The sequence below is a fragment of the Dactylosporangium darangshiense genome (genome assembly GCF_039537565.1).
GTDB lineage: Bacteria > Actinomycetota > Actinomycetes > Mycobacteriales > Micromonosporaceae > Dactylosporangium > Dactylosporangium darangshiense.
In genome coordinates, this window is sequence record NZ_BAABAT010000078.1 from 1 (window position 1) to 22,956 (window position 22,956).

Annotated in this window: 21 protein-coding genes; 3 read left to right on the plus strand and 18 right to left on the minus strand. The window is 73.8% G+C overall.

All coding sequences use genetic code 11. The features are described 5' to 3' along the window. Positions 1-152: 152 nt before the first annotated feature. The 5 genes from ABD901_RS55070 to ABD901_RS55090 all read right to left on the minus strand — a co-directional run bounded on the left by ABD901_RS55070 (position 153) and on the right by ABD901_RS55090 (position 5,973). Entirely contained in the window at positions 153-1,079 is a 927-nt protein-coding gene (locus tag ABD901_RS55070; protein ID WP_345143587.1) for an AAA family ATPase, read from the minus strand. Positions 1,080-1,095: 16 nt separating this feature from the next. After that, positions 1,096-3,048, minus strand: a complete 1,953-nt coding sequence (locus tag ABD901_RS55075) for a trypsin-like peptidase domain-containing protein (RefSeq protein ID WP_345143591.1) — start codon at positions 3,046-3,048, stop codon at positions 1,096-1,098. 98 nt (positions 3,049-3,146) lie between these two features. Next, on the minus strand, positions 3,147-4,133 hold the full coding sequence (locus tag ABD901_RS55080) for a hypothetical protein (protein ID WP_345143594.1): 987 nt from the start codon (positions 4,131-4,133) through the stop codon (positions 3,147-3,149). Beyond that, positions 4,130-4,690 (minus strand): RNA polymerase sigma factor, encoded by a 561-nt coding sequence (locus ABD901_RS55085; protein WP_345143597.1) that lies wholly within the window; start codon positions 4,688-4,690, stop codon positions 4,130-4,132. The genes ABD901_RS55080 and ABD901_RS55085 overlap by 4 nt, the downstream gene beginning before the upstream one ends. A gap of 71 nt (positions 4,691-4,761) precedes the next feature. Continuing rightward, positions 4,762-5,973, minus strand: coding sequence for an MDR family MFS transporter (locus ABD901_RS55090; RefSeq protein WP_345143602.1), 1,212 nt, complete (start codon positions 5,971-5,973; stop codon positions 4,762-4,764). Positions 5,974-6,033: 60 nt separating this feature from the next. On the opposite strand from ABD901_RS55090, the gene ABD901_RS55095 reads away from it, so the two are divergent. Next, entirely contained in the window at positions 6,034-7,002 is a 969-nt protein-coding gene (locus ABD901_RS55095) for an ArsR/SmtB family transcription factor (RefSeq protein WP_345143605.1), read from the plus strand. Here ABD901_RS55095 and ABD901_RS55100 read toward each other — a convergent pair. The 4 genes from ABD901_RS55100 to ABD901_RS55115 all read right to left on the minus strand — a co-directional run bounded on the left by ABD901_RS55100 (position 6,982) and on the right by ABD901_RS55115 (position 10,285). After that, a complete protein-coding gene (locus ABD901_RS55100) occupies positions 6,982-7,932 on the minus strand; it encodes an NAD(+)/NADH kinase (protein WP_345143610.1) in 951 nt (316 codons plus the stop codon). The genes ABD901_RS55095 and ABD901_RS55100 overlap by 21 nt on opposite strands. A 15-nt stretch (positions 7,933-7,947) precedes the next feature. Further along, positions 7,948-8,856, minus strand: coding sequence for a M48 family metalloprotease (locus ABD901_RS55105; RefSeq protein ID WP_345143613.1), 909 nt, complete (start codon positions 8,854-8,856; stop codon positions 7,948-7,950). Continuing rightward, entirely contained in the window at positions 8,853-9,233 is a 381-nt protein-coding gene (locus tag ABD901_RS55110) for a BlaI/MecI/CopY family transcriptional regulator (RefSeq protein WP_345143615.1), read from the minus strand. The genes ABD901_RS55105 and ABD901_RS55110 overlap by 4 nt, the downstream gene beginning before the upstream one ends. Positions 9,234-9,304: 71 nt before the next feature. Continuing rightward, positions 9,305-10,285 carry a ParB/RepB/Spo0J family partition protein gene (locus ABD901_RS55115; RefSeq protein WP_345143618.1) on the minus strand — a complete coding sequence of 327 codons (981 nt, stop codon included), beginning with the start codon at positions 10,283-10,285 and terminating at the stop codon, positions 9,305-9,307. Between the two features lie 629 nt (positions 10,286-10,914). On the opposite strand from ABD901_RS55115, the gene ABD901_RS55120 reads away from it, so the two are divergent. Together ABD901_RS55120 and ABD901_RS55125 are read left to right on the plus strand one after the other, a co-directional pair. Then, a complete protein-coding gene (locus tag ABD901_RS55120; protein WP_345143619.1) occupies positions 10,915-11,505 on the plus strand; it encodes a nitroreductase family protein in 591 nt (196 codons plus the stop codon). A 322-nt stretch (positions 11,506-11,827) separates the two neighbouring features. Next, a complete protein-coding gene (locus tag ABD901_RS55125; protein WP_345143623.1) occupies positions 11,828-13,417 on the plus strand; it encodes an MBL fold metallo-hydrolase in 1,590 nt (529 codons plus the stop codon). Between the two features lie 66 nt (positions 13,418-13,483). On the opposite strand, the gene dpgD is transcribed toward ABD901_RS55125, so the two are convergent. The 9 genes from dpgD to ABD901_RS55170 form a co-directional block, all read right to left on the minus strand. Beyond that, positions 13,484-14,311 carry an enoyl-CoA-hydratase DpgD gene (gene dpgD / locus ABD901_RS55130; RefSeq protein ID WP_345143627.1) on the minus strand — a complete coding sequence of 276 codons (828 nt, stop codon included), beginning with the start codon at positions 14,309-14,311 and terminating at the stop codon, positions 13,484-13,486. Further along, positions 14,308-15,690 (minus strand): (3,5-dihydroxyphenyl)acetyl-CoA 1,2-dioxygenase DpgC, encoded by a 1,383-nt coding sequence (gene dpgC, locus ABD901_RS55135; RefSeq protein WP_345143630.1) that lies wholly within the window; start codon positions 15,688-15,690, stop codon positions 14,308-14,310. The genes dpgD and dpgC overlap by 4 nt, the downstream gene beginning before the upstream one ends. Beyond that, positions 15,687-16,385 carry an enoyl-CoA-hydratase DpgB gene (gene dpgB, locus ABD901_RS55140; RefSeq protein ID WP_345143635.1) on the minus strand — a complete coding sequence of 233 codons (699 nt, stop codon included), beginning with the start codon at positions 16,383-16,385 and terminating at the stop codon, positions 15,687-15,689. Before dpgB ends, dpgC begins: the two co-directional genes overlap by 4 nt. After that, positions 16,379-17,578 (minus strand): 3,5-dihydroxyphenylacetyl-CoA synthase DpgA, encoded by a 1,200-nt coding sequence (gene dpgA / locus ABD901_RS55145; protein ID WP_345143641.1) that lies wholly within the window; start codon positions 17,576-17,578, stop codon positions 16,379-16,381. Before dpgA ends, dpgB begins: the two co-directional genes overlap by 7 nt. 145 nt (positions 17,579-17,723) lie before the next feature. Beyond that, positions 17,724-18,758 carry a ParB/RepB/Spo0J family partition protein gene (locus ABD901_RS55150; RefSeq protein ID WP_345143645.1) on the minus strand — a complete coding sequence of 345 codons (1,035 nt, stop codon included), beginning with the start codon at positions 18,756-18,758 and terminating at the stop codon, positions 17,724-17,726. Between the two features lie 304 nt (positions 18,759-19,062). Further along, positions 19,063-20,178, minus strand: a complete 1,116-nt coding sequence (vioD, locus tag ABD901_RS55155) for a capreomycidine synthase (RefSeq protein ID WP_345143649.1) — start codon at positions 20,176-20,178, stop codon at positions 19,063-19,065. Further along, complete coding sequence (locus ABD901_RS55160; protein ID WP_345143652.1) at positions 20,175-20,996, minus strand: alpha/beta fold hydrolase; 822 nt, start codon at positions 20,994-20,996, stop codon at positions 20,175-20,177. The genes vioD and ABD901_RS55160 overlap by 4 nt, the downstream gene beginning before the upstream one ends. Positions 20,997-21,011: 15 nt before the next feature. Continuing rightward, complete coding sequence (locus ABD901_RS55165; protein ID WP_345130537.1) at positions 21,012-21,233, minus strand: MbtH family protein; 222 nt, start codon at positions 21,231-21,233, stop codon at positions 21,012-21,014. 20 nt (positions 21,234-21,253) lie between these two features. Next, positions 21,254-22,837 (minus strand): MBL fold metallo-hydrolase, encoded by a 1,584-nt coding sequence (locus tag ABD901_RS55170; protein WP_345143655.1) that lies wholly within the window; start codon positions 22,835-22,837, stop codon positions 21,254-21,256. Positions 22,838-22,956 lie beyond the last annotated feature (119 nt).

Sequence of the window (22,956 nt, forward strand, 5' to 3'; positions counted from 1 at the left end):
GCTGCTCGGCGCGGCCGTGCGCGCCGCGGGATCGGCGGCGGCGGCGGAGCCGGCGGCGCGGGCGGCGCCGGCGGCGAGCAGCAGCGCGTCGGCGAGGTCGCCCGGCGCGAGGTCGGGGAAGGCGGCGGCGAGCGCCGCGGCCGCCCGCGCAATCACGGGCCGGTCAGCCCTTCGAGCACGATCCGCTCGACGTGGCTGCGGGCGGCGGCGTCGGGGCGCTGCTCGCCGGAGACCAGGTACACGAAGTTGAGCAGCTGGTCCAGGGCCAGGCTCTCGCCGGCGACCACCCGGCGCGCGAACTCGGCGATCTTGTCGCCCTCGGCGTCGGCGGCGGCCTGCGCCAGGTACGCCGACACGACGTCGCGCAGGTGCTGCTCCGACGGCGGCGGCATTTGGAAGCGGATGCAGCGGCGCAGGAACGCGGCGGGGAACGTCCGCTCGCCGTTGCTGGTGAGCACGATGACCGGCCAGTGCCGGCGGCGGACGACGCCGTCGGCGACGGCGTACTCGCCGCGGTCGGCGCCCCGGACGCGGCGGAGCGCGGCGCCGGCCCGCACGAGCGGCGGGATGTCGAACTCGCCCTGGTCGAGGACGTTGAGCAGGTCGCCGGGCAGGTCGAGGTCGCTCTTGTCGATCTCGTCGATGAGCACGGCGCGGGGTCGGTCGGGGTCGGCCAGGGCGGTGCCGAGGGGGCCGAGGGTCACGAACCGCTCGACGTCGTCGGCGCGGGCCGACCTGGAGGGCATCTGGGTGGCGTGGAGGCGACCGAGCGCGTCGTACTGGTACAGCGCCTCCTCGCGGGTGCTGCGCGAGGTGACGTGCCACGCGAGGGGCGCGCCGAGGTCGAGCTCATCGGCGATGACGTTGACCAGCGTCGACTTGCCGGAGCCGGGCGCTCCGGTGAGCAGGAGCGGGCGGCGCAGGTGCAGAGCGGCGTTCACGGCGTCGCGCAGCTCGTCGGTCATGACGAAGCTCGACACCGCGGTCGACCGGTCGCGCCACGGCGGCGGCTCGGGCAGCGCGCGCCACGCCTCGGCGGCGCCCGGGGCGCCCGTACCGGTGAAGATGCGCCACGACACGAGGGTTGGGCTCCTTTCAGGGGTGTTCGGCGGCGATGGCGGGCGGCAGCTTGAACGGGCCGCGCCCGCGCGGGTCCTCCCAGATGACGGTCGGCCGGCGGCCGCGCAGGGCCGGCAGCTCGTCGGGGATGGCGTCGCGGCGGGCGGCGGTGGGGATGCCCTGCGCGACGGCCCGGATGCGCCGGCGGTGCGCCGTCGTGAGGCCGTCGCCGTACCACACGACGAAGCCGCACCCGGCGCGCAGCAGCTCGCGCAGCGGGTCGGCGTTGCCGGCATCGGGGCGGGCGCCGGCGACGAGGCAGGCGCGGCCCGGGTCCTGCTCGATCCAGCGCTGCAGGCGGGCCAGGTCGGCCAGCACGCCGTCGGCGAGCGCGGCCGGTGCGTCGGTCCACCGCTCGCGGACGGTCCGGTCGAGCAGCCGGCCGTGCAACGTCGGGTCGCGGCGGCGGGCGGCCCAGCGCAGCCGCGGGCGCAGGTCGGCGCTCATCGGCTCGAGGCGGCCGTCGACGCCGTGCACCGCCCAGTGCTCGACGCCGGCGCCGAGCAGGCCGTACGGCATGACGAGGTCCACGATGAGCGTGCCGTGTGCGGGCAGGTCGCGCAGGACCGTGCGCAGCGCGCGCTCGAGGCCCTCCCGGGTGCCGCCGGCGGGCTCGTGGCCGCTCGACGGCCGCCGCTGGTGGCCGTCGAATCGGGTGTACAGCGTCCAGGTGACCGTGTCCGGATAGCTGATCCTGCCCGCGCCGCCGATGCCGACCGGTTCGTCGCCGAGGTCGAGCAGCAGCCACGCGCTCGATCCGGCGCGCAGGTCGTAGTGGCGCTGCGCGTCGGCCGGCTGGTGCCCGATGGCCGAGACCCAGGCCGTCAGGGCGGGGTGGCTTTGCGGGGAGGCGCCCGCGGCCGCAGCGACGCCGATCATGAACCGGGCGAGGGCGCGCAGCTCGCCGGCGTACCCGTCATGGCGCTCCTGCTGGTCGACGTCCGCCGCCTCGACCAGCAGCGCGTCGGCGGAGCTGCCGGCCGGCCACGCCCCGACCTCGTGCCGGTAGACGGCCTGCAGGCGGCCGAGCTCGAGCGCGGCGCCGGCGAAGACCGCCTTCGCGGCCACCGCCGCCACGAGTGCGCCGAGCAGGTCGGCGGCGGGCGAGCCGCCCGGGCCGGCGGCGCGCGCCAGCTCGGTGAGCGCGGCGGCGTCCCAGGCGCCGGGTGCGGGCAGCCCGGCCCGCTCCAGCACCGGGCGGTAGCGGTCGGCGACGTCGGCCGACAGCGCGGGCCCGCCGGCCGGCGGGGTGCCCGCGGCCCGGCTCAGCACCGCGGCGACGGCCGGGAACGCGACGCCCAGGTCGGCGATGCGCCGCCCGATCACCTCGCCGCCGACCGCACCGCCGCGGTCGGCGGAGGGCGGGTAGGACACGATGAGCCCGATGACGACCTCGCCGGCCTTGAGCAGCAACGGGCCGCCCGACATGCCGTCGGGGCGGTGCGGGTAGCGGGCGGCGAAGGCCGGCACCTGGACCCGCATCGCGTCGGCGGCGCCGATCGGCAGGCCGGGTGACTCGACGGTGCCCTCGAACACCGAGGGCGCCGGCGAGGCCTGGGTCTGCGGATACCCGCAGGCCCAGACCTTGTCGCCGCGCTGGGCCTCGCTGCCCAGCGGCAGCGCCGAGCGGTCGAGCTCCTGACGCAGGTGGTCGCCCGCGCTGGTGTCGAAGGCCAGCAGCGCGGCGTCGAGGCCGGCGTCGTGCGCGGCGTGGCGCACCGGAATGTCCCGGTGCGCGCCACCGGGGCGCTCGGGCGGCAGCCGCAGCCAGAGCTTCGCCTCGGTGCCGCCGGCCTCGCGCACGCAGTGCCAGGCGGTGAGCACCAGGCCGTCGCCGATGGGGAACGCGCTGCGCAGCGGGCCGTCCGGCCACTTCGCCCGGTCGGCGTCGGTCAGCAACCGCCCGATACCGGCCTCGGCCGCCGTCAACGTCGCGTCACCCCGGCCTCCGAGCGGTGGCCGCCGTCCCGTCGACGACGGATCTCACCGCACCTTAGCCGGGGTACACGATGATCGACATCACTCGGTTACTGCGTGTCCCCGACGTTGTCCACAATGATCGCCTTCGTGTAGATCACCTGGCGCAGGATGGCGCCCTTCGGCGTGAAGTCGTCGTTGCCGCGCTCGTCGGTGTTGTGGTGGTCGGCGATGGCCACCATCCGCTCGCCGATGAGCCGGTACGACACGGGGTCGAACAGCAACTCCTGGGCGATGTAGCCCTCCTCGACGCGCCCGAGCCCGAGCGCCGGGCGCCCGTCGATGTTGATCGCGTCGGGGTTGAGCCGCACGTCCTTGCCCTGGGCCAGGGCGCCGTAGAACGCGGCCTCGACCTTGGGCGGCAGCACGTACTGGCCGAGCAGCGCGTCCATGCGCACGCCGAAGGCCTTGTCGAGCCCGTCCCAGGCGATCACCTTGGCCGGGGTGTCGAGCCGCTTGAGCTCGTCGTAGTTGAGCTGGCCCCAGGTGACGTTGCCGCCCTTGCGGAACACCTCGAGCTGCCCGCTCTCGTTGGTCGCCATCACCTCGGCGTCGATGCGCTTCCACTGCTGTGAGGTGATGGTGCGGGTGTGCCCGATCCGGATGTAGCCGTTGGGGTGGTCGCGCTCGTAGGCCTTCTCGTTGCGCAGCTCGCGGGCCTCGTTGTACATGAACTGGTCCGGCCGCGGGTCGGTCCACTCCCGGTGCGCGGCGGCCCAGGCCGCGTTGGTGAGCACCTCGGCGGCGCTGGCCGGCTTCGGGAACGGCAACCCGACCGTCGAGTAGCCCTTGCCGCTGTCGTCGACCGTGCCGATGTTCTCCACCGCGACCACGCCGATGACCGCCGCCGCGGCGGCCGCCGCGGTCAGGGCCACCCGCAGGGGCCAGACCCATCGCTTGCGCGGGGCGCGAACCGTGGCGACGCCCCCGCTCTCCATGTGCTGCAGCAGCGCCGCACGGGCCCGGCTGCGCGCCTCGTGCGGGGGCGCGGGGTCGGGGCCGAACGCCTCACGCAGTACCGTCATCTCGTCCATCACGGTTGTTCCTCCTTGTCCGTTCCGAGCGCCTTGCGCATCGCCTGGCGGGCGCGGTGCAGGCGGGAGCGGGCGGTGCCGGGCGGGATGCCCAGCGCGGCCGCCGCCTCCTGCTGGTTGAGGCCGGCCCACGCGATGAGCAGCAGCACCTCGCGGTCGGGGGCCGCGAGCCGGCGCAGCGCCTCGGCGAGCTTGCCGCGCGCGACGCGCGCGTCGACCCGCCCGACGATCTCGTCGGCCGTGTCCGGCCCCTCGCCGGGCTCGGCGCCCCGGGCGAGCGCCCGGTAGCGTCGCGCCTCCGCGCGGGCGTGCCGCATGATCAGGTTGGCGGCGATGCCGTAGAGCCACGGCCGCGCCTCGGTGCGCGCCGGGTCGAAGGTGTCCCGGCGGTCGTAGGCGACCAGGAACGTCTCGGCCGCGACGTCCTCACCCAGGTCGGGCCCCAGTCGCCGGGACGCGTAGGCGTAGATGTGCTCGTAGTACCGGTCGAAGACCTCCGCGAACCCGTTCCTGACCAGGTCGGCCTCGGTCGGCGGCGGTTGCAGCTCCGTCTCCCTCACGACCCCTGTTCGCCGCACACCCGAAAAGTGTTCGCGGCCCGAGGCCGCATGCTACGCAGGACGCGCCGTCATCAGGCGGCGGTGCGGCGGCGGATCGCCGGCGCGGCGGCCAGCAGGCCGAGCGCGGCGAGCAGGCCGACGGCGCCGACGGTGAACCACAGCGCCTCGACGCCGGCGGTCAGCAGGCGGCTGCCGGCGAGCGGTGCGACGACGGAGGCGAACGCCCACGCGAAGCCGTACAGGCCGTTGTAGCGGCCGCGCAGGTGCGCCGGGGCGAGCGCGGCGACGATGGTGCCGCCGATGCCGGCGGTGATGATCTCGCCGGCGGTCCACACGGCCACGGTGAGCGCGAGGCCGGCGGCGCTCGTCGCGAACGCGGTCGCGGCGAAGCCGAGCGCCATCACCACGATGCCCAGCGCCATCACGCGGGACGGGTCGAAGTGGGCCAGGCGGGCGGAGACGAACGGCTGCAGCGCGACGATGAGCACGCCGTTGAGGGCCATCGCCATGCCGAACGCGCTCGGCGCCAGGCCGGCGACGTCGGTCATGGCCACCGGGAGCATCGTCACCGTCTGCAGGTACACCAGCGCCTGGCCGAACGTGATGATCGTGAAGGCGAGCATCGCCCGGTCGCGCAGCACGGCCAGGAACCCGCCGGCCGCGGCCGCGTCGTGCGTAGGGCGGGTCTCCGGTACGGCGCGCCACACCAGCAGCGCGAACGCCGCGCACGTGAGGGCGTCGGCCCAGAACAACCACGAGAAGCCGAGGCGGGCCAGCCAGCCGCCCGCCACCATGGCCACCGCGTAGCCGAGGTTGACCGCCCAGAACAGCAGCCCGAACGCCTTCGGCCGCAGCGCCGGGGACACCAGGTCGGCCACGAGCGCGCTGGACGCCGGGCGGTAGGCGTCGATGAGCAGGCCGAGCACGAACATGCCGGCCAGGATCGCGGGGAGTCCGGTGCTGTAGCCGAGGGCGAGCATCACCGCCGCGGTCGCGACCATGCTGCCGCACAGGGTGGCGCGCCGGCCGATCCGGTCGGTCAGCAGCCCGCCGGCCAGCTGCGAGATGAGCGAGCCGATGCCGAACAGCGTCATCGCGAGGCCGGCGACGGCGACGGAGAAGCCGCGGGCCTGGGTGAGGTACACGCCGGTGAAGGGCATGACCATCGTGCCGAGCCGGTTGACGAGCGTGCCCGCCCACAGTGCCCAGAACGGGCCCGGCAGGGCGTCCTGCCGCCGATGTTCCTGCTGCTCCCGCGCGGGGATCCCCGTTGTCGTCGTCACCGGGACAGCGTCTGCTGTCACGCGGCCACCTGGCCAACGTCTTAGCGTAGGCTAAAAGGTATGGCGGTGACGTGGCTGCTCGGGCCCGACGACGTGGCCCGGATCCGCTTCGCGTACTCGCCGATGTGGGAGGCCGTGGCGAGCCTGCGCACGCTCGGCGACCCGGCCCGGCAGGCCATCCACCGGCCCTGGGTCACCGCCGTGCAGCCGCGCCTGGCCGGCGTCGAGGGGCTCGAGGAGCTGTTCGCGATCGTGCCGCCGGACGGGTACATGCCGGACTTCCTCACCCCGCCGCCGGAGGCGCAGGCGCCGACGTTCCCGGCCGAGCTCGAACGTATCCGGGCCACGTCACCGCAGACCGCGCACACCGAGGTGAGCCGCCTGGGCCGGCGCCCGTCGCCGGCCGCGCGCGCGTTCCTCGACGACCCGGCGGCCGGCGTCGCCCGGGTCGCCGACACCCTCGCCCGCTACTGGGACGCGTGCCTGCGCGAGTACTGGCCGCGGGTGCACGGGCTGCTCGAGGCCGACGTCATCCGCCGCACCCGCACCCTGGCCGCCGGCGGCGCGCACGCCCTGTTCGACTCGCTCAACCCCGCCGTCGTGTGGACCGGCGACCGGCTGCACATCGACCGACCGCACCAGCACGTCGAGGAGCCGCACGGCGAGGGACTCGTGCTGGTGCCCAGCGCCTTCCACTGGCCGACGGTGGCGGTGATGTCGCGGCCGTACCGCCTGATGCTGGCCTATCCGGTCGCCGGCGTCGGCACGCTGTGGGAGCAGGCGCCGCCACCGGCACCGGACGGCCTCGCCGCGCTCATCGGCCGCAACCGCGCCCGCATGCTCATCGCGCTCGCCGAGCCGTCCACCACCACCGCCCTGGCCCGCCGCCTGGCCCTGACCACGGGCGCGGTCAGCCAGCACCTGGCCGTGCTGCGCGGCGGCGGCCTGGCCGTGGGCAAGCGGGTCGGCAAGGAGGTGTACTACCGCCGCACCCCGACCGGCGACGCCCTAGTCGGCAGCGCCTCCTGACGCCCCCTGCTCGATCGCCTGGTACGCCCGCTGCCGCAGCTCGGCCGGGATCAGGTCGAGCAGCTGCCCCGGCCGCAGCGGCAGGTCCAGCAGGCTGAGCTTGATCCGGCTGCGGCTGGCGTGCTCGTCGGCGCAGAGCCGCACCACCTCGGCGGCGTCGCGGCGCAGCGTCATGGTGAGCCGGTCGCCGTGCTCGAGGGCGCCGCCGGCCGTGCCGTCGACGTCCACGGCGATCGGGGCGCTGTCGTCGGCGACCGCGAGCGTCACCCGGTCCCCCGCGCCGAGCACCACCGCCCGCCCGATGCCCGACAGCGGCGCCACGGGTGTGACGACGAGCGCGTCCGACGAGGGCGAGAGCACCGGCCCGCCGGCCGCGTAGCTGTACGCGGTCGACCCGGTCGGCGTGGCCACGACCACGGCGTCGGCGCGGTAGTAGCCGTAGCGCACGTCGTTGACCCACAGGTCGACGGACACGGCCCCGGTCCGCCCCGCCCGCGCCAGCACGACGTCGTTGAACCCGAACCGCGTGGCCAGGGCCCGTTCGCCGGCGTCCGCCTCGAGGCACCCGTGCCGCTCGATGGTGAAGTCGCCCGCGGCCAGCCGGCGCAGCGCCGCCGGCAGCTCCCCGGGCGCGACCTCGACGAGGAAGCCGAGGTTGCCGTGGTTGACCCCGAGCACGGGCACGGGCCGCTCGACCATGAGCCGCATGGCGCCGAGCATCGTGCCGTCCCCGCCGAGTGCGATGACCGCGTCGACGGCGTTGAGGAACGCCGCGTCGTCGGTCACCTCGACGCCGACGGGCACGCGCTCGCGGTCCCGTTCGCGCGCGATCACCCGCATCGGATGGTCCCACTCGGCGCCGAGAATGGCCGCGACGGAGTCCCCGACAGGCTTGCTCGGATGCAGCACCAGGCCGACCGCGTAGCTCATGCCTCCATCATCCCGTCAGTAGCGCGGGACCCAGACGCGGAACAGCTCGACGAAATCGATGCAGGCGGCCGCGACGAGGGCGAGGGAGAGCGCGGCCAGCAGCACGGCGCTCGCGTCGACGGCGCCGGCGGGGCGGCGGCCGGGCTGCGGGCGGGTGAGGGCCTCGACCCGGCGCAGGGTGCTGGAGCCGCCGAAGCCGAGCGCGGCGGCCTGCCCGTGCGCGGCGAGCGCGACCTTGGCGACGGTGTGCGCGACGAGCCGGCGGTCGGCGACGGCCCGTGCGGCGTCCTCATCGGCGCTGCGCTCGACGAGCAGCCACACCGCGGACACCACCGGGTGCAGCAGCGGGTTGAGGGCGGCGGCGGCGCCGGCGAGGGCGGTGGTGCGGTGGTGGCGGCGGGAGAGGTGGGCGCCCTCGTGCGCGAGGACGGCGGCCCGCTCGCGGGCGTCGAGGAGGCGCAGCAGACCGCGGGTCACCAGGACGTGGCCGGGACGGTCGCGGCGGGGCGGGACGGCGACGGCGCGCGGGCTCGCCCACTCGACGACGAGGAGCCGCTCCCGGGCGGGTCCGACCGCGTGCAGGTCGCGGGCGATCGCGCGGCGGCGGCCCAGCTCGGCGGCGAGGCGCCAGGCGATCCACGCCAGCAGCAGGGTCACCGCGACGGCGAACGCGTCGGGGATCGGCTCCGGCAGGATGTGGCCGCGGGCGTGGGCGCGCCGGGAGTTGGCGACGGCGGCGGGGAGGTCGTCGGCGAGGGTGGCGGCGACGAGGACGAGGCAGGCGACCCCGGAGGCGGCCGTGACGAGCGCCGCGACGGCGAGGGCGCGGGAGGCCCGCTCGGGTCGGCCGGACCGGGTGGCGAGCCGGGCGAGGGGCAGCAAGAGGGCCGGGAGCAGCAGCGGTACGGGCACCAGCCAGATCACGCTGTGTCCTCCTCGCCCGGGTTCTGCAGGAGGGCGCGCAGCAGGTCGGCGTCGGCGGGGTCGAGGTCCGCGGTGAACTGTCGCAGCACGGCGCGGCGGTCGCCCGGGCCGTCGAGCACGGCCCGCATCCGGCGGGCGGCCGCCGCAGCCTGGTCCTCGGCCGCGAAGTAGACGTGGCCGCGGCCGGTGAGCCTTCTCCGGCGGCGCACCAGGCCCTTCTCGACGAGCCGGGTCAGGACGGTCTGCACGGTGTTGTACACCAGGCCGTCGCCGAGCTGCTGCCGCACCTGGGCGGGGCTCAGCGGCGCCGCGGCCGCCCACAGCACCGCCATGACGTCGGACTCCAGCGCGCCCCAGGCCCGCCGCTCCGGACTCATCGACTCGTCTCGCGGTGTGCTGGTGCCATCGACACACCGTACCGGTGCCGGTGTCATGTCGAAGAGCCGCGTCAGGCCATCTGCCGGGTCTGGTTCTGCAGTTCCTCGGCGATGTACTGCCACTCGGTGGCGACCCGCCGGGCGACCTCGGCGAGGATGTATGTGCAGTGCGTCGGTACCTCGCCGGAGACCTCCTGCCAGTCCTCGAAGCGGACCGCGCGGGCCATCAGCCAGCGCACCAGCGTCCGGCCGGACTCGTTGAACCGCAGGGCCGGGTCGCGTTGCAGGCCCCTGAGGGCCTCCTCGATGCCGGACCGGCGGGGCGCGGCGTGCTGGCGGCGCAGGCTGCGGCACCGCACCGGTGCGGCGTCCGCGAGCTGCCGGACCGGCACCGGCTCCTCGCCGCGGCGCAGCCGGTTGCGGACGTCCTGCGCGGTGGTCGGGGAGACGCCGGCCCGGCGGGCGACGGCGCGCAGGGGTGCGTCCGGCTCACTGCGGATGATCTCGGCGGCCCGCAGGCGGCCCTTCACGTTGTCGACGGGACGGCGGCGGCCATCGCGCCCGACGCGGGCCTGGGTGCCGCGGGCGGCGTCGTTGGTGGCCTCGACCCTCCGGCGGATGTTGCCGATGGTGTTGGCGCCCAGCCCGGCCACCTCGGCGATCGACCGGTTGGACCACGCCGGGTTCTCGTTGATGATGCGCTCGGCGGCGAGCATCCGGTCCTGCAGCGACAACGGCCGGCCGTGCGCGATGTTGGAGCGCACCGCGAGGACGAACGCCTCCTGTGGTGTGCCGTCGAAGTAGCGGACCTCGATCGTCTCGTCGCCGCGCAGCCGGGCGGCGCCGATGCGGTGCATGCCGTCGATGATGCGCATGTTGCCGCGGTGCACGATGATCGGCGGGAGGCCGGCACCGGACTCGGCCAGCACGCGTATGTGTTCCTCGTCCTCGCCGGACAGCCGCGGCGAGTCGGCCGGTCGTAACGCCTCGAGCGCGACGCGTTCGATGTCTTCACTCGCCGTCAGAGAGCTGATGGCAGGGTCGTGCTGCATATTTCCCCCGTGTGGTGTGGCGCGGTCGTTCGGAAACCGATAATTGCCACAGCAAACCTTCCGGAATGTAATTTCCGGACGATCCGCGTGTCATGCTCTCAACCCACAACGTCCAGTGTCAATAGATCTGAAAACTCCCAGGAAATCTTGAGGTTGCACGAAGACAGGGCCACTGCCCACTACAAGCCGTAGGAGCAGGTCGTTCGACGCATTCGACGATCAACGTAGGCGCTTGCCCGCACGGCGACGCCGGTGCGTGACGCATTCTTGACCGCATGAATTCCCTCCGCCGCACACAATTCGGCCTTTGAAATTTCAATTCCTGGGACGGGCCGCGAAAATGAAGGACATTCGCACTGGAGGCCAATGGTGATGCGCTGAGCGGCCAAGACCGGGACACATCCGGCAGTGCGGCCATAGTCAGGGCTCGACCCGGTCGTGCGACCCCGAGCTCGCGCCGGGCCCCCCGAGCACCCGGCCGCGTCGTTGGTGCGGCGATGGCGGCTCGATGGGAGCCCGGGCCGGGCCCGGGCGTACGGACCGGCGGGGCCGATCTAGCGGGGCACAATCGGTGCCGGGCCGGGCCCACCAGCAACGGGCCACCGCCGAAACCGACGGGAGTAGCCGGCATGGACGTCATGACCGCGATCCTCACTCGCCGCAGCGAGCACTACCTGACCGAACCGGCACCGAGCGCGCAGGAGTTCGCTGAGCTCCTCGCCGTCGCGGCCGCGGCGCCCGACCACGGCCAGCTGCAGCCGTGGCGGTGGGTCCTGGTCGACGGCGCCGAGCGGCAGTCGCTGGGCGCGTGCTTCGCCGAAGAGGCCAGCGCCGAGCGCATGGCCGACGCGGCCGCGAAGCCGCTTCGAGCGCCGCTGCTGGCGTCCTTGATCTTCCAACCACGGCTGCCGCACAAGGTCCCCGAGTGGGAACAGCTGGCGGCCGCAAGCCTGGTGAATCACGGCATGATGCTGCTGCTGCACGCGCGGGGTTACGGCAGCATCTGGCGCACCGGCAAGAACACCGACTCACCACGGGTGCGGCAGCTGCTCGGGGTGCGGCCCGAGGAGCGCCTGCTCGGCTGGCTCTACATCGGCAGCCCCGCGGGCGACCGGGCCGCAGCAGCCCGCGCACCCCGCGACGTCACCACCAAGGTCACCGCCCTGCGCACGCCGCTGCACCGCCTGGACCACGCGGAGTCCGCCGCCCTGAGCGTGTAGCCGCCGGCCTGTTCAACTGCGCAGAGGCAGCGGTTGAACAGCCGCTCTGCATCACCCGGACTCGACCCCCGCACGACCGCGCCACACACGGAGGGACCACCGCATAGTTCGGCGCCGGCGGGGTGGGGCGGCGCTGGCGTCATCGTGGACGGCCGGGTGGAACGTCGCTGGACGGGCGCCGCGCAACGACCCGCACAGGCGCGCGCGGCGGCATCATGGCTGACACGACGGCCGGACCGTTGCCGACGCTCCTCGTCCCGCCGTGCCCGGTACCCCTTGTCCCCGTGGGCCGATCGTTTCCCGAGACTGGAGGGAGCTCAGCATGGGCTTGCCAGACGAGCCGGTGTTCCTACGTTCCAACGCCATCATCGAGCCGCTGGTCGACCGGTTCTTCGCCTGGATGCACATCATCGCGCCGGTGCAGGCGTCGATGAACCTCGCGAACCTGCAGGTGCCGCTGCTCGAGTCGTACCTGCAGAATCCGCAGGTGCACCTCGCGGCCAGTCGCAACCCTGCGCTGCGCGGCGGGTACTTCGTCAATATCGAGGAGTCGCGCAGCAACGAGGTCGCCGACCTGCTCGACGGCATCAAGCGCGACCGCGCCGACATGCTGACGTTCGCCGCGGCGGTGGCCGAGGCCGAGTCGATGCTGGAGCAGCAGGCGACCGGCTTCGATCTCACGCCGCTGTACCCGAAGCTGCCGGCCGCGCTCAACGGCCTCGTCGAGCTGGCGTACGACACGAACAACCAGCCGTCGATGCGTTACATCGAGCCGCTGGTGTACACGAGCCCGGTCTACGACCGCGGACGCCAGTCGGTGCAGCTGTCCCTGGACAACGGCGTCGAGCGGCCGTTCATCCTCAGCACGCCCCGCCTGCCCGGGCCCGACGTGCTGGACCTGCCTCGGCGCTTCGACCACCCGGGCCTGGACGCGCTGTTCGCCGCGCGCACCGCGCCCACGACGCTGGCCGCCCTGCGGGAGGCCCTGGAGCTCGACGACGCACAGGCCGCCCAGCTGGCGACGCTGCTGTCGGATCGGCCGAGCCTCGCACCGGACCGGCACATCGACTCGGGCGGGCGCATCCGGTACTTCGGCCACGCCTGCCTGCTGCTGCAGACGCCCGAGGTCGCCATCGTCACCGACCCGTTCATCAGCACCGACAACCGTCACGGCGACCGGTACACGATCGACGACCTGCCGGACCGTATCGACTACGTCCTCATCACGCACGGCCACCAGGACCACATCGTGCTGGAGACGCTGATCCCGCTGCGCCACCGCATCGGCGCCGTCGTCGTGCCGCGCTCGTCGCGGGGCAACATGTGCGACCCGTCGATCGGGCTGTACCTCAAGGCGATCGGCTTCAACGTCATCGAGGTCGACGACTTCGACGAGGTACCGTTCGAGGGCGGCCGGATCGTCGCCACGCCGTTCCTCGGCGAGCACTCCGACCTCGACATCCGCGCGAAGTCCACGTTCATCGTGCAGCTGGCCGGCGCGTCGGCGTTCATCGGCGCGGACTCCTCCGGCATCGACCCGGTGCTGTACCGCTACATCCGCAACCACCTCGGCAAGGTGGACATGGCGTTCCTCGGCATGGAGTGCGACGGCGCGCCGCTGACGTGGCTGTACCAGGGCCTGCTGACCCGGCCGGTGACGAAGAAGATGAGCGACTCGCGCAAGCTGTCGGGCTCCAACGCCAAGCAGGCGGCCGACATCATGCAGGAGCTCGACGCCGACGAGGCCTACATCTACGCGATGGGCGAGGAGAGCTGGCAGGGCCACGTCATGGCGACGACCTACACCGAGGACACCTACCAGCTCAAGCAGATCGACGAGTTCCTCGGCTGGTGCACCGACCACGGCATCACCGCCGAGCACCTGTTCAACAAGCGCGAGTGGCGCTGGTAGCCGCCGCGGGTACGAGGAAAGGCCGGCGGACCGCGGTCCGCCGGCCTTTTGCGGTCACGGGTACCGCTAACGCCCGAACCAGATCGGGGACCGCTTCTGCGCGAAGGCCCGCGGCCCCTCCACCGCGTCCCGGCTCACCATGCGCCGCTGCTCCCACTCGAAACGGGTCGCGAACGCCTGCTCCAGCGTCATCTCGAGCGAGCGCATCGTCGCCTCCTTGACCGCGCGGACGGCCAGCGGCGCCGCTCGCACGAGGTCCGAGACCCACTCGCCGACGGCCTCGTCCAGCCGTTCGGCCGGCACGACCTCGTTGACCAGCCCGAGCCGCAGCGCCGTGGCCGCGGTGAACTGCCGGCCCGTCAGCAGGTACCCCATCGCGGTCTTCAGCGGCACCTGCCGGGCCAGCCGGAACGCGCCGCCGGCGCCGGGCACGAGGCCCAGCTTCACCTCCGGCAGGGCGAAGACGGCGTGCTCGGCGGCGACGATGATGTCGCACGCCAGAGCCAGCTCGAGACCGCCGCCGAGCGCCCAGCCGTTGACCCGCGCGACGAGGGGTTTCGAGAAGCCGAACCGCTCGGTCAGCCGGGGCCAGCCGGGCTGGCCGCGGCTGCCGAACGTCGTCGGCGTCGTGCCGTACTTGTCGAGCTCGGCCCGCTCGCGCAGATCCTGCCCGACGGAGAAGGCGCGGTCGCCGGCGCCGGTGAGCACGACCACGCGCACGCCGTCGTCGGCCTCGGCGTCGTCCCAGATGCACCCGAGTTCCTCGTGGGTGCGCAGATCCATGGCGTTGAGCACCTCGGGGCGGTCCAGCGTGACGTACGCGACGTGGTCGCGCTTGTCGTAGCGGACGCGGGGGCGGTCGGGCGCCTTGGCACCCGGCTGCCGGGCGCTCATGCGGGCGGCGCCGCGAAGCGTCCGACCTTGCCGATGACGTCGGCGCTGTAGATGCGCCGCGCCTGCTGCAGCGCAAACTCGGCGAGGTAGGCCCGGAACGCGTCCGGCGGCTCCTCGGCCTGCAGGAGCATCCGCCGGTTGGCCGCGACCGCGCCGCCGCGCAGCCGTCCGGCGCAGCGCGGCACGGCCTCGTCGAGCTCCGCCCCGGGGTCGTAGACCTCGTCGACGAACAGCCGCGCGTCGGGCTCGATGACGCGGATCTTCCGGCCGAGCAGGATGACCTGCCGGGCCAGCCGGGCGCCGCCGTGCCGGGTCAGCCGCAGGTTGCCCGCGCCCGGCACGATGCCCTCCTGCGCGGCAGGCAGGCTGATGTAGGCGTCGGCGGCGGCGATCACGTGATCGGCGGCGAGCAGCAGCTGGCAGCCCCCGCCGATCGCGAACGAGTCGACGACCGCCAGCCACGGCTTGCCGCCGGGCCGCTCCCACCATCCGCCGCCGTCGAACAGGCCCCGGGTGAGCTTGGCGATGTAGCCCATCTCGCGGCGCAGCAGGAAGTCGACCAGGCCGATCCCGCCGGCGTGCAGCGCCTTGAGGTTGATGCCGGATGAGAACACCCTTCGGCCGTGGTACCGCGGGTGCGTCATCGCCCCGCCCCGCACCACGATCACCTCGACGTCCGGGTCCAGCAGCGCCAGGTCGACGGCCGTCTCCATGTCGTCGACCTGCCGCTCGTCCTCAGCGTTGAGGCAGTCCTCGCGCTGCAGGGTCAGATGGGCGACGCCGTCGCGGCGCTCCAGGTGGACCGACCCGAGGTCGGCCGCGCCGGCGCTGCGGTAGCGCTCCAGCAGCCGCTGCGCCCGGTGCGTCGGGCGCAGCATCGAGTCGAGCAGGTGGATGCCCTCCTCGGGGCGGCGCAGCACCGCGCCGAGGAACACGCCCTGATCGACCTCCCAGCCCTCCTTGGCCGCCTGGGGCCGGGCCCGGTCGGCGGCGACCGCGGCCGGCCCGGGCACGAGGCCCGGGAACGCGGCCGCGGCGGCGGCGCAGAGCTCAGCGACGCCGAGGCGCCGGGCACGATCCCCGGTCAGCTCGGCGTAGACGGCGGCGGCGTGGCGCTCCAGGAACCGCCCGCGCACGCCGCGGGCGGCGGCGTGCTCGGCGGCCGCCGTGGACCGCTGCGGCGGCGTGCGATCGGCCGGCACCGGCAGCCGCTCGAGCTGCCGGGCGGCCCGCTCGGCGACCTCGGCGATCACCCGCCGCGCGCCGCCGAGGTCGGCCGGGGCCGCCTCGGCGACGCCGTCGAGCACCCGCCGGCCGGCGGCGGGGTCGGCCGCCGCCGGGTCCAGCTCGGCCCCGGCGAGCGCCCCGACGGCCGTCATGACGCCGCGCCCGCGGCGAGCCGCAAGGTGCGGTCGACCGCGGCCAGGTGCGTGCCGAGCGCCTCCTCGAAGCCGACGCTCTGGGCGTCGAAGGCCAGCTGCCGCCGGATCGCCAGCTCCGTGCCGGAGACGTCCGCGGCCCGCGCCGCGGCGGACGCGACCGCCGCGTCGACGTCGTCGGTCACCTCGTGGACGAGGTGCAGCGCGAATGCGTCGTCGACGTGGATGGCCGCGCCGAACAGCGCGGCCTGGCGCACGGCCGTGGCATTGGGGGCCTGCCGGGCCAGCCGGTACAGCGCCATGCCCGGCCAGACCAAGCCGTCGTGCATCGGCAGCAGCAGCCGCGTGGCGCCGGCCGCGATGCGGTGGTCGGTGGCCAGCAGGGCGTCCAGCGCCGCCCCGCCACAGTCGCCGGTGGCGACCGCGATGGTCGTCGCCGGCACCCGTTCCAGGCGGCGCAGCACCTGCTCCCAGCGGTTCACGAGCTTGACCGACAGCCCGGCGGCCCAGTCGCCGGTCGGGGTGCCGCTCACGTGTACAACCACGACGGCCGTCCCCGCGGCGTCCTCGGCCCGGCCGCAGACCGCGGCGACCGCGGCGACGGTCTCGCCGGACAGCGCCCGGGCGCCGTCGACGTGCAGCGTCAGCGGGCCGGCGCCCGTCCCCGACTCGTGCATGTTCTCCCCCGTCACCATTGGACCAGCGCCGTCTCGATCGTCGAGCCGGGTCCCATCGTCATCAGCACGCCGTAGTCGCCGGGCTCGGTCACCGCCTCGCGCAGCAGCCGCTGGTAGGAGAACAGGAACGAGCCGCTGGACAGATTGCCGTAGTCGCGCAGGACGCCGGTGGTGTGCCGCACGTCGTGGCGGGTCAGGCCGAGGTTGACGCGCACGGCGTCGATGACCTTCTTGCCGCCGGAGTGCACGAGCCAGTGCCGGATGTCGCGGCGGCGCAGCCCGGCCCGGTCCAGCAGCCGCCCGACGACCTCGCCGGCGTTCGCGCCGACGACGTACGGGATGTCGGGGTCCAGGAAGAAGCTGAACCGGTGCTGGGCGTCGTCCCAGTCGTACCGCATGGCGTCGAACGCGTCGGTGATGATGCGGCTGGCGAAGTCGAGCACGCGCGGCCCGGACGCGGGCGACGGCGCCGCAGCCGCGGCGCCCCCGGAGGCCGGCGCGACGACGGCGACCGCCGCCGACCCGTCGCCGAAGAGGCTGTTGACGACCGCGGTGCGCATGGTGGAGTCCATGACGTAGGCCGCGGAGCAGGCCTCCGCGCACACCATGAGCGCGACCCGGCCCGGGTTGGCCTTGGCCCAGTTGGCGGTGCCGTTGAGCGCGTTGAGGCCGGCGTTGCAGCCCATGCCCACCACGTCGACACGGTGGCAGCCGGGGTCGATGCCCAGCTCGCGGATGAGCAGCGCGCTCAGCCCGGGAGTGAGGAAGCCGGTGGAGGTGACGCAGCACAGGTAGTCCACATCGGACAGTCGCAGGCCGGCGTCGGCGAGCGCGGCAAGCACGGCGCGGGCGCCCATGTCGACCGCGACGGCCTTGTGCTTGCGCAGCAGGTCGCCCTGCGGCTCGTCGCGGGTGGAGCCGTCGGGGCTGACGGGCACGGTGAGGAACCGGCGCTCGATCGCGCTGTTCTGGAAGACGGAGCGGACCTTGGGGTCGGTGATGGAGAACAGGTCCAGCAGGTCCTGCTGCGAGTAGGGCGAGCCGGCCACGGCGGTGCCGACGCCGGCCAGGACCGGCGACGCCACGGCGGGCGGGCGGGCGGAGTCGGCGCCGTGCTGGCGCACGACGACCGCCGGGCCCATGGCGGGCCCGGCGGCGCGGGCGGGGTGGTTCGGCAGGGTGGTCGGCTGGGCGCCGATGGCAAGAGTCATCGGAAGGTCCAGCCCCACATGCGCTTCTTGGTGCGGGGACGTTGCACGACCGTGGTCATGATGGATCACCCTTCTCGCACGTAACCGGCGGACGGTTGTCGCAGTCGCGGGGGCGCGGGGCCGGAGCGCCCGAGGCCCCGGTCGATCAGGCGGAGGCGCCGGGGCGCCGTTGCAGGTGCTCGGCGAGGCGCGACCATTCCTCCGCGCAGGAGCGCGCCACGTTGGCAATGATGTACGTGCAGTGTGGCGGCACCTTGTCGATGACATCAAGTCGTTCGTCTGAGCGGATCGCACGCGAGAAAATCCACCGCAGCAGCTGCCGGCCCGACTCCGTCTGCCGCAGTTCCGGGTCGTTCTGCAGGCCCTCCAGCACGGCCGCCAGGTCTGGGCCGCCCGGCGGCGGCGCGGCCGGGGCGGGCGCCTCCAGGCGGCGCCGCTGGCGCGGGCGCGGCACCGGATCCTCGCCCCGCAGCACGCGGCGGCGTACGTCACGGACGGTCGACGGCGAGACCGCGGCCTCCCGCGCCACCTCCCGCAGCGACGCGTCCGGGCGCAGGCGCAGGATCCGCGACGCGCGCAACCGCCCCTCGGCGCCGTCGAGCGGCCGCACCCGCCCGTCCCGGCCGGTCCGCACGCGCACCTCGCTGTCGGACTGGATCCACATCCGCCGCCGGATGTTGGCCACGGTCTGGGCGCTGAGGCCGACAGCGGCGGCGATGGCGCGGTCGGACCAGCCCGGATGGCTCGCGATGATGCGCTCCGCGGCCCGGGAGCGATCGGCCTGCGGCAGCGGCAGCCCGTGCGCGATGTTGGTCTGCACAGCGAGTACGAACGCCTCGTGCTCGGTGCCGTCGAAGAACCGGACCTCGATGAACTCGTCGCCGCGCAGCGTCGCCGCGGTCAGGCGGTGCATGCCGTCGATCACCCGCATCAGCTGGCGGTGCACCACGATGGGCGGCAGCCGGGCGTCGACGCGGGCCAGCATCTGGGCGTGCTCGACGTCCTCGCCGCTCTGGCGGGGCGAGTCGGCCGGCAGCAGGAAGCGCACCGGCACCCACTGCGGCTCGGACAGCCGGCCGAGGAACTGCTGTACCAACTCCTGTCCCGGCCCGGCGTCGCCATCGGCGGTGACCTCAACCGGGCGGTCCGGCAGGATGCGGGTCCATCGCGGCTCTTGCAAGGCAGCTCCCCCCGAAGCACGACGTTCCTTGGCCGTCGCCGGCCCGCTCGACCGGTGCCGGGCCGCGCCCGCCGTGTTCGACTGACGCGTCCACGCAGTCGGACGGCTCCGCGGCAATCGGCTCCAACGCGCCTCCGGCAGGCGCGATTTCGCGCTCCAGCGAGGCTGCAGCCGGGCACCATCCCGGCATCCGCCCGGATGGCCACGACGGCGCCGAGGCCCGGACCGGCCACGACGCCGTCGAAACGTTCTTCCCCCGCCGGTCGAGGTCCGGCGCAACGCCGCGCCGATCCCGCCGCGCAGCTCAGCCGGTCCACTCCGGCAGGGCCGCAGCGAGCCGCTCGAGGCCCTCGGTCAGCTGCCGGGTCGGCCCGCCGAAGCCGAGCCGGATGTGCTGCGGCGCGCCGAAGCACGACCCGGGGATGACCAGGACGCCGTGGCGCTTGAACAGGTCGTCGCAGAACGCGTCCGTGTTGTCCATGCCGGACAGGCGCGGGAAGGCAGCCACGCCGCCCGACGGCAGCACGAGCGACACCCGGTCGCCCTGAGCGGCGGCCCACTCCGCGACGATCCGGCGGTTGCCCGCGGCCTGCTCCAGCCGCGGGCCGAGGAACGCCGGCGCGTTGTCGAGCACGGCCGTGGCCAGCAGCTCGATCAGCGGCGCGACGTGCAGCGTGGTGTAGTCGCGGATCCGCACGCAGCCGGCGATCACGTCGGGCGGCGCGATGCACCAGCCGAAGCGCAGCCCGGGCAGGCCGAATGCCTTGGAGAACGTGCCGAAGTCGATGCCCCGCTCGTAGAGGGTGCTCACGGGCGGCAGTGGCTCGGTGTCGTACACCAGGCTGGTGAACGCCGCGTCCCACAGCAGATACGCCCCGGCGCGCCCGGCCAGCGCGACGATCCGGCGCAGTTCGTCCGCCGTGACGGCGGCGCCGGTCGGGTTCTGCGGGAAGTTCAGCACGATCGCCCGGGTGCGCTCGGTCACCAGCGACTCGAGCTCCTCCATCGCGGGCCGCCACCCGCGCTGCGGGGCGAGCCGCCAGGGCCGCGTCACGCAGCCCAGGGACACGGCGTACTCGACCAGCAGGTGGTAGCCGGGCTCGACCACCACGACCTCGTCGCCGGGGCTCAGCACGGTCGCGAGCACCAGCGAGATCGCCTCGCTGGAGCCGTTGGCGGTCATGACCTTGCTCGGGTCCCCGTCGCCCCAGCCGCGGGCGATCAGCTCGCGCAGCGCGGGCCGGCCGACCGAGTAGCCGTCGTCGAAGACGAGCGAGTCGATGTCCGCCTGCCGCACGCCGGCCTTGGCCCGCAGCTCGGCCATCGTGTACGTCTCGACGCCGCTGGAGCTGATGTCGATGTCGGCGGCGAAGTAGTAGTCGCGCAGCCAGTCCTCAAGCGGCGCCGGGCGCAGTCTCATGGGCCGTCCTCATGCTTGGCCAGGAACTCCAGGATCGCCGAGTTCACCTCGGCGGCGCGTTCGAGATAGCCGAAGTGCCCGGCGGCGGCGATCTCGATGAGATCGCAGTCCGGGATGGCCTCGGCGACCTCGGCCCCCAGGTGCGGCGGCGTGACGAGGTCGTCGGCGAAGGCGATGACGCGGCACGGCACGCCGATGCCGCGCAGCGCCGAGCGCCGATCCTCGGTCAGGTTAACCCAGTCCTGCCCGCCGCCGTACCCCGCCGGCTCGGCCCCGGCGGCGTGGCGCAGCGTGTCCAGCCACGCGGCCGACGCCGCGGGGTCGTTGAGCGTGGCCGGCGAGAGCATCTCGAACGCCGTGACGCTCGCCCGGAACTCGGGCGGGAGGCGGACCCCGCTCTCGGCGAGGGCGCGGTAGGCCAGCGAGTGGGCGAGCCGGGCCGGGTCCGATCGGGCCTTCGTCGACATGAGCACCGCGCAGCGGACCAGATCCGGCCGGCGGATCGCCAGTTCCTGGGCGATGACGGCGCCGAGTGAGGTACCGACGATGCGGCACGGCGCCGCGCCGATGGCCTCGATCAGGCCGACGGTGTCGGCGACCATGTCGTCGAGGGTGTACCGGCCCGGCGGCACGTCCGACGGCGGGATGCCGCGGTTGTCGAAGGTGATCGCCTGGTATCCGGCGGCGACGACGGCCGGGGTCTGGTGCAGGGTCCAGACCCGGCCGCCGGCCGACGAGCCCATGATGAACAGGACCCGCTCACCCCGGCCGTGCCGCTCGAAGCAGAGACGGATGCCGTTGGTGAAGACGTGGGGCATGGCCGATGATCCCGGTCATTCCCCGTCGAGCGCGATGCGCAGGCTCTTCGGCCGCATGTCGGTCCAGGTCTTGCGCAGGTACTCGTCGCACTCCTCCTTGGAGGCGTGCACCCCGGTCTCGGCCCACCCGCCCGGCACCGGCAGGTCTCCCGGCCACAGCGAGTACTGCTCCTCGTCGTTGACGAGCACCTTGAAGCGGGCCTCGGGATTGTCGAAGTCGAAGCTGACCGTACGCACAGCGTCCTCCTGTTTGTCCGCTACCAACGCCACTCACGCTGGCCGAGCAGGTGCTCGGCCTTGACACCCTTCTCCGCGCACCACGCGAGGAAGACCTCGATCTGCTTGAGCTGATAGGAGTCGGGGGTGTAGCTCGTGGCCATCACGTGGCCGAGCCAGTCCTCCTCGCCCATCGCGTAGACGTACACCTCGCCCGCGCCGAGCTCGTCGACGATCGCGCCGGCCTGCTCGGCGTTGGAGCCCGACAGCTTGCGCGAGTCGCTCATCTTCTTCGTCACCGGCCGGGTCAGCAGCGGCTGGTACAGCCACGTCAGCGGCGCGCCGTCGCACTCCATGCCCAGGAACGCCATGTCCACCGAGCCCAGGTCGCTGCGCATGTAGCGGTACAGCGTCGGGTCGAGGCCCGACGAGTCGGCGCCGACGAAGATCTTCCGGCCGGCGATCTCCACCCAGTATGTGGACTTGGCGCGGATGTCGAGGTCCGCGTGCTCACCGAGGAACGGCGTGGCGGTCACCTTGCCGCCCGGGAACTCGACCTCGTCGAAGTCGTCGACCTCGATCACCGGCAGGCCCAGGTGCTTGAGGTAGAGCCCCAGGGACGGGTCGCACAGGTTGCCCCGCGACGAGCGCGGCACGACCACGGCGCCGACGCGGCCCCGCAGCTGCAGGATCGTCTCCAGCACGATGTGGTCCTGGTGGCCGTGCGTGATGATCACCAGGTCGATGCGGTCGGGCAGGTCGCGCAGCAGGTACCGGCCGGTCGAGTTCGTGTCGGCGTTGATGAACGGGTCGGTGAGCACCGTCGCTTCGGGCGACTGCATCACGAGGCAGGCGTGCCCGAAGTACCGGATGCGCCCGCCGGACTCGATGTGCCGGTCGGCGGCCTGGCCGGGCGCGTCGGTGAGCAGACGCTCCAGCAGCGCGACCCGGTCGTCGGGAACTCCCAGGGCCTCCCGCAGCCGTCCGAGGGTGGTCGGGCGCAGGCGGGCGGCGAACAGCTCGCGCAGCCCGTCGTGGCGGAACGGGATGTCCAGGTCGAGCACGTCGGGCGAGGGCAGCCGCGGCGTGCTGAAGATGAACGGGCGCTCGACGCCGGGCTCGATGGACAGCTGGACGGACTGCCGGCTCTCCTGGTACGCGGGGCTGCGGTAGGCGGCCGGCTCGATGTAGCGCAGCGTCGGCTGGTTGCCGCAGTCGTACGCCAGCTCCACCACCCCGGCGAGCTCCTTGGGCAGCTTCGCGTACAGCGGCGTCAGGTCGAAGCCGTTGGCCTCCTGCCGCAGCAGCGCCTCGGCCTCACCGATCGCCTCGGCGAAGCGCAGCATCGGCGCCCGGTCCCGCTTGACGGCGTCGACCAGGTCGCGGATCTCGCCGCTGCGCGACTCGGGGATGTTCACGAAGTACCCGCCGCGCAGGTCCGGGTTGACGCTGGCCGCCGTGTGCACCTGCGGCGCCTTGAGGTACGACTCGAGCATCGGCAGCTGCAGCGATGCCAGGTGCAGCGCGGCCTGCACCGGCGCCACGGTGTGGTGCCAGGCGTAGAAGCGGTCGACCAGCGGCTCGATGATGGCGTTCGGGCGCAGGAACCGCGGTTGCTCAGTCATGGGCCGCCTCGCGCGGGCTGCGGCGGCCTTGGGTGACTGTGGTCCAACTCATCGATGCGGATCCCCCTTCGAGAGCCGATGGCCAACCGTCGCACGGTGCCTCGAAGGCCGACAAGGAT